Below are 12955 nucleotides of genomic sequence, written 5' to 3'. Positions count from 1 at the left end.
GGCCGAGCCTTTCTTATTCTGGCGCAAAGCGCCAGAACCGGCTTTCAATTTCTTTTTGGATTGCGAAGCAATCGCGGGCGAGAATGGAGCGAAGCGGAATTCTCGTTGCCTTGACGGAATGCACCGATAAAGATTTTCGAGCCCGCTCGGAATTCGGAAGAATTCCGCTTGAATTTCACCCTCGGCGATTTTCCGGAAATTCGGCGGAATTTGGCAATTTCCTTTTTTTGGCAGCCGCTCGATTTTGGTTACTCTCCGTCACCATATTGGGGGTGCTAGCACAATGGTGCTACACCCCCGTTTCCTAGAGAACGCCGAAATCGAGGGTGGCAGGGGTGGCAGGGGTGGCAGGTTTCGCATTTCCGCAGGTCAGAGCCCCTAAAAACCTGCCACCCTCGGGGTGGCAGGTCCCGGGTGGCAGGGTGGCAGGGGTGGCAGGTTTTCGGGGGGTGGCAGGAGGGTGGCAGGACGTTTCCGCAGGTCACAGCGTTTTGGGCTCTGCCACCCCCTGCCACCCCTGCCACCCTGCCACCCTCCTGCCACCCAGGGTGGCAGCTCTCGGGGGCCCCGGGTGGCAGCCTGCCACCCTCACTCAGCGTGAGATTCGGGTCGGTCCGGCGTGGCCGCTACCTCCCCGGGGCGCCGGCCGTTGGGCACGGCATGACCACTCAGACGGATGACGGAACGGGTCGCTCGGAGCTGCGGGCCTGGCTGGATCGAGCCGCGGCCGAGCCGTGGCAGTCGCCCTTCCCCGAGCGGCGGCCGGAGATCGAGGAGCTGCGCGAGGAGAGCGCGCGGGTCGTCGCCCTGGCCCAGCGCTGGATGGAGAACCCGGAGACGGAGCCGTACGGCCGGGCCCTTTTCGACGCGATCAACGGCGACGAGTAGGCCGGCCTTCGGCCGGAACGCGAGAGGGCCCGCCACCGGCCGGTGGCGGGCCCTCCCTGCGCTGCTGGTCAGTCGTGCACGCTCTCGTCGTACCGCATGTCGAAGACGCTCGCGCGGACGTCGAGCTGGTCGTCCACGTTGCGGCTCCAGCGGGCGCACACCAGGTGCACGGCGCTGTCCAGGTCCCCTCCGTCCATGGCGTCCACGAAGCGCTTCACCGCGCCGCCGTGGAGCGTCGCGGAGATCACGCCGTTCCACAGGGTGGAGCTGATCTGCCAGTCCCCGTCCATCTCCACGTGGAGCTCGGACGGGTACTCCCGCTCCTCCTCCTCTTCGGCGGCCTCTCCGCCTCCTTCTCCGCCTTCTCCGCCCTCTCCTCCGCCTTCTCCGCCCCCGGCCGGACCAGGGGCGGGCTCTTCCCCTCCGGGCTCTCCGGGGGCCCCGGCGGGTGGCGCGGGGGGCTCCGCCGGAGGGGCGGGGGGAGCGGGCGGAGCCTCCGCCGGAGGGGCGGGGGGAGCGGGCGGAGCCTCCGCCGGAGCCTCCTCCCCGGCCTCCGCCGCCTCCTTCTTCCGGCCCCGGCCGAAGAGCCGACCGAAAAGGCCGGCCTTCTTCGGGGCCGCCGCCCCGGCCTCCGCCGCCGGGGTCTCCGGGGCGGTCTCCGCCACCGGCTCCGGCGCCTCCGGGGCGGCCGGGGTCGGCTCGGCCGGGGGAGTCGGCTCGGGCTGCTCGCCCTTGTCCTTGCGCCCGAAGGGCCACCACTTCGCCATCAGCGCTCACCCCGCAGGTACTCGCGCAGCGCGTTGCGGGCGTCCAGGCCGGGCTGGTCCTGGTCCCCGTCGATCAGCGGCAGCAGCTCGGCCATCGGCGCCGAGCCCTCCGGCTTCCACCCGCCACCGGTGCGCCCGAGCTTCATCGACGTCGGGCGGGCGGCCAGCGGGTCCGCCTCGTCGGAGGCGTACGTGACCGCGTCCACGTACACGGTCAGCGGGAACATCCCGTCCTCGTCCGCGAACTTCCGCACGTTGTAGAACGTCGCGGCGAGCGCGGCGTCCATCAGGGCCCAGGCCCAGTCCGGACGCCAGTAGATGTCCCGCTCGTAGATCTCGCCGGTGACGTGGTCGCGCTTGGGCTTCTTGCGCTCCAGGTAGCCGCGGAACGACTTGTAGACCGAGCCGTTGACCGCGAGGGCCCACTCCGCGCCCGGCCGCCCGGCCTCCAGGTCGGCGAGGATGCGCACCCGCCCCCGGGACAGCAGCTCGTAGGCGCCGTGCAGGGCCCGCTTCTTCTCCGGCCAGTAGTACGCCTCCAGGACGTCCGGCACCCAGTCCGGGTAGACGTCCCAGACGACCTTGAGCGCGGGCGTGGAGCGCACCCAGAACCCGCCCTCGTCGGCGGGCTCGAACCGGAAGTCCGGCAGGCCCGGGATGCCCGGCCCCGGCGGGTTGGAGACCCGCCACAGGCCCGGGGTGTCCCGGGGGATCTCCGGCAGCGCGCCGTCGCGCTCGGCCAGGTAGTGCTCCGGCTCGCCGATCCCGAGCGGCGTGTTCCCCCAGGCCGCCAGCCAGGCCGCGCTCTTGTCGAACTGGTGCAGCCACTTCGCGTCGCGCTCGGCCGCGCTCGGCTGGCGGTCCCAGTTCAGCTTGAGCACGGACGGCAGGTTCAGCCCGAGCGGCTTCACCTCGCCCCGCCGCACGGCCTGGCTGGTCACGTCGTCCCGGTACAGGCCGCCCGCGTAGTCCTCGCCGGTCTTGTTCGGGCTCATGTAGTACGGCACGACCTTCGGCTTCCCGGCCGTCCCGTGCAGCGTGGACAGCAGGTAGACCATCAGCGCGTCCAGCAGCACCGCGGCTTCGGTCGGGCCCGAGAAGCCGTGCCGGACGCCCTTGTCCATCCGGTCCTCGTACTCCGGGATCGCCAGGTTCAGCCGGCGCCCGTCGCCGGTCTCCAGCGTCATCCACGGGACCAGGCCGCCCTGGACGACCCGCAGCACCGGCCCGCCCTCGCTCGGGGTCGCCCAGGGGTGGACCGCCGGGGCCGTCCGGCCGCCGGGCTTGCGGCGGTCGTAGCCGGGCAGGCCGAGCGCCCGCAGCGCCGTGGCGTGCAGGTAGAGCGTCTTGAGCCCGTAGGCGTCCATGAGCGGGACCACCTGGTCCACTGACTCCGGCAGCTCCACCGCGACCGGCGCGCAGTTGGGCAGGTGGAGCCCGTCCGCGCCGAGCACGCCGAGCGCCGCCGCGTCGGCGGTCCGGCCGCCGGCCTTCTCCAGGGTGTCCCACCGGCCGTCCACAACGGCCCGCTCCGGGGCCGGGAACACGATGCGCGGGGGCAGCTCGGGCCGGGGCGGGACCACGGCCGCCACGGGGTCGGCAGCGGCCTGGGCGGGCACCACCGGCAGCGCGGGCGCGGTGAACGCCGTCCCGGCCGCCGGGCCGTTCGCGGCGGCCAGCTCGGCGCGGGCGATCGGCGAGTCCTCCGCCGGGGGCTCCACGGGCGGCAGCACGGTGGCTTCGGCGGCCTCGTTGTACAGGGCCCGCGCCTTGTCCACGTTGAGGATGTAGACCATGCCCGGGACCTGCTTGCGCAGGTGCTCACCCGGCGGCTTGGACGTGAACTTCGTGGCGCCCTGGGTGGAGCGCAGGATGCCGAGCTTGCGCATCTCGGTCAGCCCCGGCGTGGTCGTGTCGATCCCGGCCTGCTTGGCCAGCGTGTCCATCGTCGTCTTGAGGACGTGGACTTCGAGCCCCTGCTTCCCGTCGTACCAGTAGCCCAGCAGGGTCCGGATCGGCAGCTCGTCGTCACCGCCGGTCTTCGGGCCGAGCTGGCGGTAGTCCGGCCAGCACAGCGGCTCGGTGCCGATGAGACCGGCCAGCTTCTCCCAGAGCACCGCCCCGGGCGGCTGGTTGTTCTCCACGGCCGCGTCCACGATGCGCGGCAGCTCGGCGCGGGCGTCCTCGAAGGCACGCTCGCCCAGCTCGGGGATCCCCAGCACCACGCCGAGCAGGTGCGCGCCGACGCACCACGCGGCCACGGTCCGGGCCAGCGTCAGCGCCACGCCGCCGTCCGCGCCGCTGAGCCGCTGGGTGATCTGGAGGTGAAGCGCCCGCCACTCGGCGATCTTCTCGCCGGAGAACTGGCCGGTGGCGTTCGCCCAGTGCAGCGGCCAGCCGTGGAACTGGGTGGCCAGCTCGGCGGCCTGCTGCGCGTCGGCCCCGGAGGCGAAGAACGGCGCGTGCACCTCGATGACCCGGGACGCCCAGGACTCCGGCTGGCCGGGGTGGAACAGCGACTCGTTCGACGAGGTGGACAGCACGGACTTCCACGCGCCGACCTGGAACCGCACGGCGCCTTCGACGCTGATGCGGTCGCGCCGGCCGCCGCCGATGATGCGCGAGACGAGGGCCCGGATCTGGGCCAGGGTCAGGCCGCCGGAGGAGATCTCCTCGCGGATCATCGGCAGGTACCGGACCAGCAGCAGGAGTTCGGGCAGCGCGTTCGCCGTGCTGGACAGCTCTTTGAACAGCATCCCCGCGTCGCTCGGGTCGCCCAGCAGGCACGCCTGGACGATCTGGACGAGGGACTTGCCCTGCTGCGGGCTGCCCAGGTGGTTCAGCACGTGCGCGTGCACCCCGGGCAGGGAGGAGACCAGCGGCCCGGCGAACACCGCGCCGATCACGAGGGTGGTGCGCTCGGAGGCCATGGCCGACCGGAGCACCGTGTCCCAGGCCGCCCGCGCCCCCTTCTCGTCGGGGTCGCCGAGCCGCAGGTAGCCGTACTCCTGCGCGTCGGGGTCCGGCAGCACGAGCGTGCCGTTCTCGGTCTTCACCGCGATGCCCGCCAGCTCGGGCGCGGTCTTCACCTCCTCGGACATGACCTGGGCGAACGCCTGGCGCTGGTCGGGGCCGACCGGGCGTGGTTCGCCGATCTTGTCCGCGTAGCTGCCGTCGTGGATCTCGGAGGTGGTGGCGATCCGGCGCCTGCCCTCCTTGCTCTCCAGCAGGAACCCGATCCGGGTGTGGGAGCGGTCGGACATGCGGTAGGTGACCCGGCCGCGGACCGGGGGGACGTCGCCGACCGGCAGCAGCTCGGCGCCGGCCTTCGCCTGGTGGAGGATCTGGCGGGTGGCGGGGTCGAAGAACCAGCCGCTCTTCATGCCCGCGATCGGGAGGAGTCCGGCGGTCGAAACGCCCGGCCTGATGCTGGTCACGGTGCCCTGTTTGGGCACGGTGGGTGACTTGGGGGTGGGCAAGAACAAGCCTTCCCGCCGGTGCCGTGGTGTGTCGGGGACACCAGTCCCCTACACTCGACACCGACTAGTGAGCACCCGCCTTTCCGGATTTCGACCCCTCACCTGGTTTCGACGCCAGAGAGGGTCCGGGGGCGGGTGAGTCGTTTCTGGGGCTAAGCGTGGTTCGTGGGGGTGAGGTTACTCCCCGCCACGGATCGTGAGCCCGGCGTCGTCGCCGGGCGGCCGGGGGACGACGGACAGGCGGACCTGGCCGTCCTCAAGAACTCCCAGCTCAACGGCGTGGAATGTGCCGTCCGGGGTGCCGAGCGCATCGACTGACAGTGCGTCGGCTGGCATGTCGTAGCTGCCACCCAGATGCATCAGCAGGCCGATCAGCATGGCGTGCGACATGTCGGCGGGCTCGGGCAGGCGGCTCATGACGTGGCCCGCTTCCTGGCGGTGGTCTTCTTCGCGGCCTGCTTCTTCGCGGGCGCCTGGGGACGGATCTCGATCCCCGCATCCTCCAGCCAGCCGTAGAACAGCGTGGTGCTGACCCCGGCCAGCTCGCGCACGCGGTTCCGGCCGGCCCCGGCCTGGACGGCCCGGACAGCGGCGGGCCGGATCTTCGTGAGCAGTTCGTCTGCCTGCCTCAGTAGTTCGGCCCTGTCATGGCCGAGCGTCGCCAGGTCCGCCAGTGCGGCGGCCTGGGCTACCTCCGGAATCTCCATGCTCCGGATCATACCTTCTCGGCTCGCCGCGCAACACACTTGTGCGCGGCGAAACTTCTGTGTCATGGTGGAGCCGTTCCCAAACGGGAGCGGCCCCGAGCCGGTGCGGCAAACACCTGCTCAGGGCCTTGAACACCCGCTTCTGCACACACAGAAGGAGGGCGATCCGTGATGGATCGTACCCAGGGTCAGGGCACGTCCGTGCCCACCCCCGCCCCGGCGCCGGCGCCCGAGCCGACGCCCGCCCCGGCCCCCGAGCCCGTCGTCCTGGAGCGCGGCTCCGGCTACAGCGTCATCTGGCCCCAGGGCGGTGCCCAGTGACCGCCACCCTCGCGCCGGAGGCCGCCGCCCGCCTCGACTCCCTGTTCCGCCTGTACAACGCCCGGCTGGTCGCCTTCGCCGGGACGCGGACCCGCGACCACGCCACCGCTGAGGACGTCGTCTCCGAAGCCTGGCTCCGCGCCGCGGCTTCGCTCCACCAGCTCCGCGCCGACGACTCCCGGGCCTACGGCTGGCTGCGGGCGATCGTCGTCCGGGCCGCCGTGGACCACTACCGGCCCCGCCGCGCCGACGAGGCGCCGGCCGACTGGTCCGACGCCGTCACCGCGCGGGCCCTGCCGACCGCTGCCCCGGCCGACGAGAGCGAGGGCATGGTCCTGGCCCTGCTCACCTCCGCCCAGGCCGTGGTGATCCGGCTCAAGGCCCAGGGGCTGAGCGACGGGCGGATCGCCCGGCGGCTCGGCCGCTCGGAGACCGCGATCTGGAAGCGCAAGCAGGCCGCCCGCCGCACGCTCCTCGCGCTGGCCGGGTGATCGGGATGCGTCGCGCTCTGAACTGGCTGCTCGCCCTGGTCTCCGTCGGGCTCGGCTTCGCGGCCGGTGGCGTCCTCGCCGACGTCGCCCACGGCCTGTGGAACGTGCCCCGTCCCGCCGTCTCCCTGCCGGTCGGCGTCCTGTCCGGCTGGCTCATCTACTCCGCCCTGTACCGACTGATGACCTTCGGAGGTGCGGAGTGATGTCCGCCTCGATCCGCCAGCGCACCCGCCGGGCCTGGCTCGCCGCCCCGGCCATCGTCTCCACCGTCCTGTCGGCCGTCCTCACGGTGGCCGTGGTCGCCCTGTGGCTCGGCAGCGTGATGCCGGTCTTCCTGGCGATCGTGATCGGCCTGGCCTTCGACGCCGCGTGGCTGTGCGCCCAGGCGTACGAGCGCCGGTTGGCCCGCCAGGGCGACCACGACGTCCGCGTGACCCTGGTGGGCTGGGCCTTCGGCCTGGTGGCTACCGGGATGCTGGTGACCCACGCGCTCACCGCGCCGTCCGGCACGGCGGCCTGGCTGGCCGTGGCCTGGCTGCCGGTCGGAGCCAAGTCCTTGTGGTGGCTCCACTCCCTGTGGGAGCGGACCGAGATCAGTCCCCGGGCCCTCGCCGAGATCGCCCAGGTACTCCAGGACTCCCGCGACAACGCCGCGAAGGCCCGCGCCTCCCTCAACGCCCGGACCTCCGTGGAGGTCGTCCGGATGACCGCGCTCTCGGAGGCCGGCGCCCGGGTGGCCAAGGCCCAGGCGAAGTCCGCGGCTCGCCTCTCCAACGCCTGGTCGGGCCTGGACACGACCGGGCAGGAGCACGGCCGCGCCCTGGAGGAGGTGGCCGCCCCGGCCGCCCCGCTGTGGGAGCTGCCGATGTGGACGCCGGTCGCCGCCCTGCGCCCGGCCCCCGCCGGGGACGGGGCGGGGGTCCGCTCGGAGGCCGCTCCGCAGCAGGTCAGTGCCCGTGCCCAGACCGCCGGTCTCCGCCCGGAGGACCAGCGGGTGCCCGAGCAGGGCAAGGCGCCGTCCATCGCCTCCCTCGCCCGGGAAGCGGTCGCGCAGGGGGTCACCGACCCAAAAGCGGCGGTCCCGTGGGTCACCTCCCGGGCCGGACGGCCGGTGAGCGAGGCGACCGTCAAGCGGGAGATCCGCAACGCCAAGTCCAGCAGCGCCAAGCCCTCCGTGGGCTTCGGCTTCACCGGGGGGAACTGACCATGGCCGAGCCCAAGCACTACACCACCGGCGAGATCCTCGGGTCCGCCTGGATCATCGCCAAGGCCGCCGTCACGGCCGCCCGGGGCGGCGACCCCGCGAAGTACGACGGCCAGGTCGAGCGGCTCCAGGCCAAGGCGTGCGCCCGCGAGCAGGCCGAGCAGGAGGCCCGCGAGAAGGCCGAGAAGGAGAAGCGCGAGGCGGAGGCGAAGGCCAAGGCCGAGCGCCGCGCGAACAGCTGGTTCTAGCCCCCGCACGACCACCCCGGGGCGGGCCCCGCCGGGCCCGCCCCGCACCCCGAGGAGACCTGATGACCGCCCTGTTCGCCGCCGTCTTCGCCCTGCTCTACGTCGCGCACCACCTGAGCGACTACCCGTTTCAGACGGACCACCAGGCCCAGCACAAGGCCGGCCACGGCCCGATCGGCTGGCGGGCCCTGGGTGCGCACGCTGGCACCCACGTGGTGACGTCCCTCGTCCTGCTGATGCTCGGCGAGTTCGTGCTCGGCTTCCACCTGAGCCCGGCCGCGGCCGTCGTCGCCCCGCTCTGGCTGGGCGTCAGCCACGCCGCGATCGACCGCCGGTGGCCCGTCGCCCGCTGGATGGTCTGGGCCCGCCAGCAGGGATTCGCCGAGCACGGCGGGGCCGCCCATGTAGACCAGAGCGCGCACCTGGCGCTCGGCGTGCTCCCGGCCGCGCTGCTGATCGCCGGACTTTCCTGACCGACCCGCTACCGGGGCGGGCCCACCCGGGCCCGCCCCGCGACCACGAGAGGAACCCCATGGACGACGTCACCCGCGAGGGCGTCCAGGCGTACTACCGGCTCCAGCAGGCGCTGCTGTCCGTCGCCAAGGACCCGGCCGCCCTGGCCGACCCGGACGCCGAGCAGCGGCTCAGCGCGGCGGCCTGGGAGGCCAACACCGCGATGAAGAAGGCCGGCCTTCTCGGAGCCGACCCGGCCCACGTGCTCGGCCTGGTCCGCCAGCTCTACCCGCACTTCGACACCGAGGAGAAGATCTGATGCCCGAGTTCCGTGCCGGTGACCGCGTGGAGATCGTGGAGTGCGCGACCGACCCCTGGGCGGTCGGCAAGACGGGCAAGGTCTTGGACGACCTGCGGGACGACCAGATGATCCCGAGCGACCTGACCGGCGGGAAGTGGACCGTCAAGCTCGACGGCTGGTTCGCCGGATCGGCCCTCTGCCACTCCTACGAGATCCGAAAGGTGGCCTGACCATGGCCTTCTACCCCGCCTTCAACGCGCCGTCCGCCAACGAGGCGTACGAGTACGCGCCGGACCTGGAGACGGAGGGCGCCAAGGCCGACGAGTTCGCCGCGTTCCACGAGACCCAGATGGACGACCAGGACCGGGCCGAGATCGAGCAGGACCAGGACGTCCGGGACATGTACCGGGAGAGCCTGCTGAGGATCGCCGCCGTCGCGGACCGGCGCTGGTGGCAGACCCGGTCCGAGGCCGATCTGACCGCCGCCGCGCGGGCGGCCGGCGCCCTGCAGAACTTCGACCAGGCGCACCCCGAGCAGTCGGCCGGACCGTTCGGACCGGACTCGGTGGAGTGGGACGCGGCCGGGGGCGGGCGGGCGTACGTGCGCCAGGAGTACCTGGCCTGGCTGACCCCGCAGATCACCGAACGCAACTCGGCGGACTGAAACAGGCGTGCCATCTGTCGCAGGTGGCGCGCAAACTGACAGATCACCTGCTGATCTCTGATCAACGAGGGGACGCCGGGCGGGGGTCACGACCCGCCCGGCAGCAGGCTCCCCAGGCAATGGAGAGGAGAGCACCACATGGCCATCCTGGCAGCCACCAGAGACGCCCACAGCGCCGTATCCAGCCTCGCTCAGGCAACTCCCTCGCCCGGCCCTACGACGCCCGCCAACGGGGCGGACAACGGCGTGGGCAAGGCGATCGCCGACACGGTCGGCACCGTCCTGCACTGGCTCGGCGAGAAGTCCGGCCTGGGCGTGCTCGGCGTCGTCGTGGTGATCGGCGGCCTGTGCTGGGCGTTCACCCAGATGCCCAAGCCGAGCGCCAGCGAGAAGGCGAAGGCCAAGGAGCGGGACGAGGCGATCGGCAAGGCGTTCGGCGCCCTGGGCCGGTTCGTCTGGCGGATCGTCTCCGGCCGGCCGCTGTCCGCCGCGGCTGACGCCCGGAAGAAGGAGGCGGGCGGAACCTTCTTCGAGCCCGTCCCGCGCCCCGTCGCCGAGCGCCAGGCCATGGCCGCCATGGCCTCCGTGGCGATCGCCGGGCCGACCCCGGCGCCCTTCGACCTTGACGCCAAGCTGGCCGGTTTCCAGGACTACCTGGAGACCCTGGCGGGCAAGGTGCCCTCCCTTCTCCTCACGCTGGCCGACTGGGCCGCCCTGGGCGCCGTCTGGGCCGCCGTGGGCGCCCGCTGGCTCGGCCGGGCCCTGCGCGGCCTGTGGGTCCTCCCCCGGGCCCTGTGGCGCTCCGCAGCGACCTACCCGCGCTGGGCCCACTCCTGGGTCCTCGTCCTGCGCCTGGCCACGCTCGGCGGCGTGCTGCTCTACAGCGCGTACCCCGGCGGAGTGCAGCTCGGTGCCGGTGCCGTCGCCCTCGTCGCGGCCGGATTCGCCGCCACGGGCCCGGACGGGCTCGGCTACTGGTCCCCGCCGCCGCCCACCGACGAGGAGGTGTACGGCCCGGCCCTGTGGCTGGCCGTGAAGGTGGCCCTGCGCCTGGACGACGAGGAACCCCGGGAGAAGTGGCTGACCGTCCCGGACGACTTCGTGGAGAACGGCCCGCCGATCCGCCTGGAGCTTCCGCCGGCCTTCGTCGGCACCGACCGCGAGCGCGCGGCCCTGGACGAGGTCGTGAACAGCAAGCTGCCGGGGGAGTGGGTGAGCACCTGGCGCCTGATGGGCGGAGGCCACCACGCGCTGTGGACGCTCCAGCCCGCGCCCGTGATCCGGGACCTGGTGGGCGACGAAGCGCGTCTGGGCCCGTCGCTGTGGGCCGCCGTGCGGACGACCCTGCGCCTGCCCGAGAAGGACCAGCTCTGGGACTGGCTGACCATCCCGGCCTCCGTGGCCGACCGCGCCGCCGAGATCCGCCTGGAGCTGCCACCCGAGTTCGTCGGGCACGACGCCGAGCGCGCCGGCCTCGACGCGCTGGTGAACTCCCGCATCCCCGGCGACTGGGTGAGCCGCTGGCACCTCATGGAGGGCCCGCACTACGCGGTGTGGACCCACCGGCCCCCGCCGAAGCCGACCCCGGAGCCGCCGGACGCGGTGGACATCAACGACCCGCGCATCGTCGCCGCACTCGCCAAGCTCGGCCCCGAGGAATTCATCCTGGGCCTGGAGGAGAACCACGAGGCGCTTATCCGGAAGATGGCCGGTGAGCTGGCGCACTGGGCATTCTCCGTGGGCACCGGTGGCGGCAAGTCGGCCAAGCTCCAGTGGCTGGCAGTCCAGATGCTCATGAAGCGTGGCACCATCATCGGCGTGGACCCGAAGATGGTCAGCCTCAAGCCGCTCCGTGGAATTCCTGGCGTGCACCTCTACACCGACCCCCAAAACGGCCTGGACATGCGCCGGGTAATTGACTGGCTGGCCGAGGTAGCGACCGCCCGGTTCTACGAGAAGGAACAGGGTCTCCGTGCGGCCTTCGATCCGATCTACCTGATTCTGGAGGAGTCGAACGAACTCGCCGTTCTCCTCAAGCAGGTATGGGACAAGACCCGCATTAAGACGGGAGAGGACAAGGAATCGGCGGCCGACCCGATTTGGCGTGAGTCGGTCGGCAAGATTCTCCGTCTCGGCCGTGACGCCAATATTCACATCGTCGCCGTTTTCCAGGATTTCAAGGACAACGAATTCGGTGGCATGAGCCTGGTCCCGTTGTTCCGCCTCAAGTCCCTCGGGAACTACGAAGAGCGGCAGTGGAAGCGCATTTTCGGATCGGTCCCCATGCCGCCGAACAAGGACCACGCCGGACGAATGGCCGTGGTGGCCGAAGGAAAAGCGGTCCGCTATCAGGTCCCGTTCACCCTGGACGCCCTCACGCCCCCGCCCGGACAGACCATTCAGGAAGCCTCGGAGGCCATCTACCACCAGCTCTACCTGGAGCTGCGTGAGCGCCACGGCTACGAGCCGGACGGCCTCTACACCGCCCCGCCGGCCAACTCGCCCAGGGGCATCCCGAAGCTGCTCCAGGGCCGCGTGTCACCTCCTGCGGCCGGAACCGCGGAAACCCCGGTTCTGGGCCTTCCGGCGGGCATCGTGCCTGGTCAGCGCGTGACACTGAGCAAGGGTGACGGCCTCTATGACACCTCCGGTGACGGGGGCGGTGACGCCCTCCGTGACGCCCTGGGCGCCATCCTGGCCCGCCACGACGGCCAGGTTGCCGGGCAGGCCGACCAGGCGCCGGCCGAGCCCGCAGAGGAGCTGCTGAGCCTCGCCGAGATCTCCCGCCGCCTGGAGGAGAACGGCATCCTCAAGCCCGCCAACACAATGAGCGCGCACAAGCGCCGCCGAAAGGACTTCCCCGCCGGAATTCCCGACGAAAAGGGAAAGGCGAAATACACCTACTCGGAAATCTACGCCTATTACGAGGGGCGCGGGGAACTCTCTCCGGCTGCCGTCCCGGCCGAATAGCAGGCGAATTCCGGCGAAAAGCCCCCTCATTTCGAGGGGGCTTTTTCGTGCCCCGACCGGGGTCCGCACAGCGAATTCGGCGGGGTTTTCCGACAAGCCCGAAGTGATACACGCTGCTACCCGAATTTCGCGTCACATCGTCAACGGGCATCCCGGGACGCCTTCCCGACCGGCAGAAAAGGCGGGGCAATACGGGGGACAATGCGGGGGACAATCGGCCTTGAATTCCTTGGCAAAAACCCTCAGATTCGGCCTTGAATTCCTTCGTGAAATCGGTTCAAATTCAGCGAAGAATTGGCCAAGAATGCCTTGAATTTGGCTCGTAGCGCGAAGCGCGGAGAATTGTTGAAAAAGCCTGGAAAGGGTCGAGGAATGCGTCACGAACGGCGGGAGAATTGCGCGAAGCGCAATTCTGAATTTGGCAATGAGGCGCTTTGCGCCGAATTCCAGAATGGCTCGGCC

The 12955-nt window shown here is 71.4% G+C and carries 17 protein-coding genes; 12 read left to right on the top strand and 5 right to left on the bottom strand.

What is annotated here, in order from left to right; translation table 11 throughout:
* Positions 1-308, top strand: a 308-nt coding sequence (locus tag ACIRD3_RS40095) for a hypothetical protein (RefSeq protein ID WP_402227022.1), incomplete at its 5' end; no start/stop codon positions are given.
* A 352-nt stretch (positions 309-660) separates the two neighbouring features.
* The gene (locus ACIRD3_RS40090) at positions 661-888 is read left to right on the top strand and encodes a hypothetical protein (protein WP_402227019.1); all 228 of its coding nucleotides are present in this window, start codon (positions 661-663) and stop codon (positions 886-888) included.
* A gap of 68 nt (positions 889-956) precedes the next feature.
* Here the strand turns inward: ACIRD3_RS40090 and ACIRD3_RS40085 are convergent, their stop codons facing one another.
* From ACIRD3_RS40085 to ACIRD3_RS40070, 4 genes are all read right to left on the bottom strand, one after another.
* Positions 957-1655, bottom strand: a complete 699-nt coding sequence (locus ACIRD3_RS40085) for a hypothetical protein (protein ID WP_402227017.1) — start codon at positions 1653-1655, stop codon at positions 957-959.
* Complete coding sequence (locus ACIRD3_RS40080) at positions 1655-5092, bottom strand: DUF927 domain-containing protein (protein ID WP_402227014.1); 3438 nt, start codon at positions 5090-5092, stop codon at positions 1655-1657. The genes ACIRD3_RS40085 and ACIRD3_RS40080 overlap by 1 nt, the downstream gene beginning before the upstream one ends.
* A gap of 219 nt (positions 5093-5311) precedes the next feature.
* Entirely contained in the window at positions 5312-5551 is a 240-nt protein-coding gene (locus tag ACIRD3_RS40075; RefSeq protein WP_402227012.1) for a pRL2-19, read from the bottom strand.
* Complete coding sequence (locus ACIRD3_RS40070; RefSeq protein WP_402227009.1) at positions 5548-5841, bottom strand: hypothetical protein; 294 nt, start codon at positions 5839-5841, stop codon at positions 5548-5550. The genes ACIRD3_RS40075 and ACIRD3_RS40070 overlap by 4 nt, the downstream gene beginning before the upstream one ends.
* Before the next feature lie 171 nt (positions 5842-6012).
* On the opposite strand from ACIRD3_RS40070, the gene ACIRD3_RS40065 reads away from it, so the two are divergent.
* The 10 genes from ACIRD3_RS40065 to ACIRD3_RS40020 all read left to right on the top strand — a co-directional run bounded on the left by ACIRD3_RS40065 (position 6013) and on the right by ACIRD3_RS40020 (position 12493).
* Positions 6013-6162 (top strand): hypothetical protein, encoded by a 150-nt coding sequence (locus tag ACIRD3_RS40065; RefSeq protein WP_402227007.1) that lies wholly within the window; start codon positions 6013-6015, stop codon positions 6160-6162.
* Positions 6159-6653: an RNA polymerase sigma factor gene (locus ACIRD3_RS40060; protein ID WP_402227004.1), complete on the top strand. Its 495-nt coding sequence runs from the start codon at positions 6159-6161 to the stop codon at positions 6651-6653. The genes ACIRD3_RS40065 and ACIRD3_RS40060 overlap by 4 nt, the downstream gene beginning before the upstream one ends.
* A 5-nt stretch (positions 6654-6658) precedes the next feature.
* Entirely contained in the window at positions 6659-6856 is a 198-nt protein-coding gene (locus tag ACIRD3_RS40055) for a hypothetical protein (RefSeq protein ID WP_402227001.1), read from the top strand.
* Positions 6856-7857 (top strand): protein spdB, encoded by a 1002-nt coding sequence (locus tag ACIRD3_RS40050; RefSeq protein ID WP_402226998.1) that lies wholly within the window; start codon positions 6856-6858, stop codon positions 7855-7857. Before ACIRD3_RS40055 ends, ACIRD3_RS40050 begins: the two co-directional genes overlap by 1 nt.
* A gap of 2 nt (positions 7858-7859) precedes the next feature.
* A complete protein-coding gene (locus ACIRD3_RS40045; protein ID WP_402226995.1) occupies positions 7860-8105 on the top strand; it encodes a hypothetical protein in 246 nt (81 codons plus the stop codon).
* 62 nt (positions 8106-8167) lie between these two features.
* The gene (locus ACIRD3_RS40040; protein WP_402226993.1) at positions 8168-8578 is read left to right on the top strand and encodes a DUF3307 domain-containing protein; all 411 of its coding nucleotides are present in this window, start codon (positions 8168-8170) and stop codon (positions 8576-8578) included.
* Between the two features lie 59 nt (positions 8579-8637).
* A complete protein-coding gene (locus ACIRD3_RS40035) occupies positions 8638-8877 on the top strand; it encodes a hypothetical protein (protein ID WP_402226990.1) in 240 nt (79 codons plus the stop codon).
* Positions 8877-9089, top strand: coding sequence for a hypothetical protein (locus tag ACIRD3_RS40030; protein WP_402226988.1), 213 nt, complete (start codon positions 8877-8879; stop codon positions 9087-9089). The genes ACIRD3_RS40035 and ACIRD3_RS40030 overlap by 1 nt, the downstream gene beginning before the upstream one ends.
* A 2-nt stretch (positions 9090-9091) precedes the next feature.
* Positions 9092-9523, top strand: a complete 432-nt coding sequence (locus ACIRD3_RS40025; RefSeq protein WP_402226986.1) for a hypothetical protein — start codon at positions 9092-9094, stop codon at positions 9521-9523.
* 138 nt (positions 9524-9661) lie between these two features.
* Positions 9662-12493, top strand: coding sequence for a hypothetical protein (locus ACIRD3_RS40020; RefSeq protein WP_402226983.1), 2832 nt, complete (start codon positions 9662-9664; stop codon positions 12491-12493).
* A 132-nt stretch (positions 12494-12625) separates the two neighbouring features.
* Here the strand turns inward: ACIRD3_RS40020 and ACIRD3_RS40015 are convergent.
* Positions 12626-12955: hypothetical protein (locus ACIRD3_RS40015; protein WP_402226981.1), on the bottom strand; the 330-nt coding region annotated here is incomplete at its 5' end.

This window comes from Kitasatospora sp. NPDC093550, assembly GCF_044764985.1.
Taxonomy (GTDB): Bacteria; Actinomycetota; Actinomycetes; order Streptomycetales; family Streptomycetaceae; genus Kitasatospora.
The sequence above is the reverse complement of the archived record's forward strand: the minus strand, read 5'-3'. Positions and strand labels throughout refer to the sequence as shown.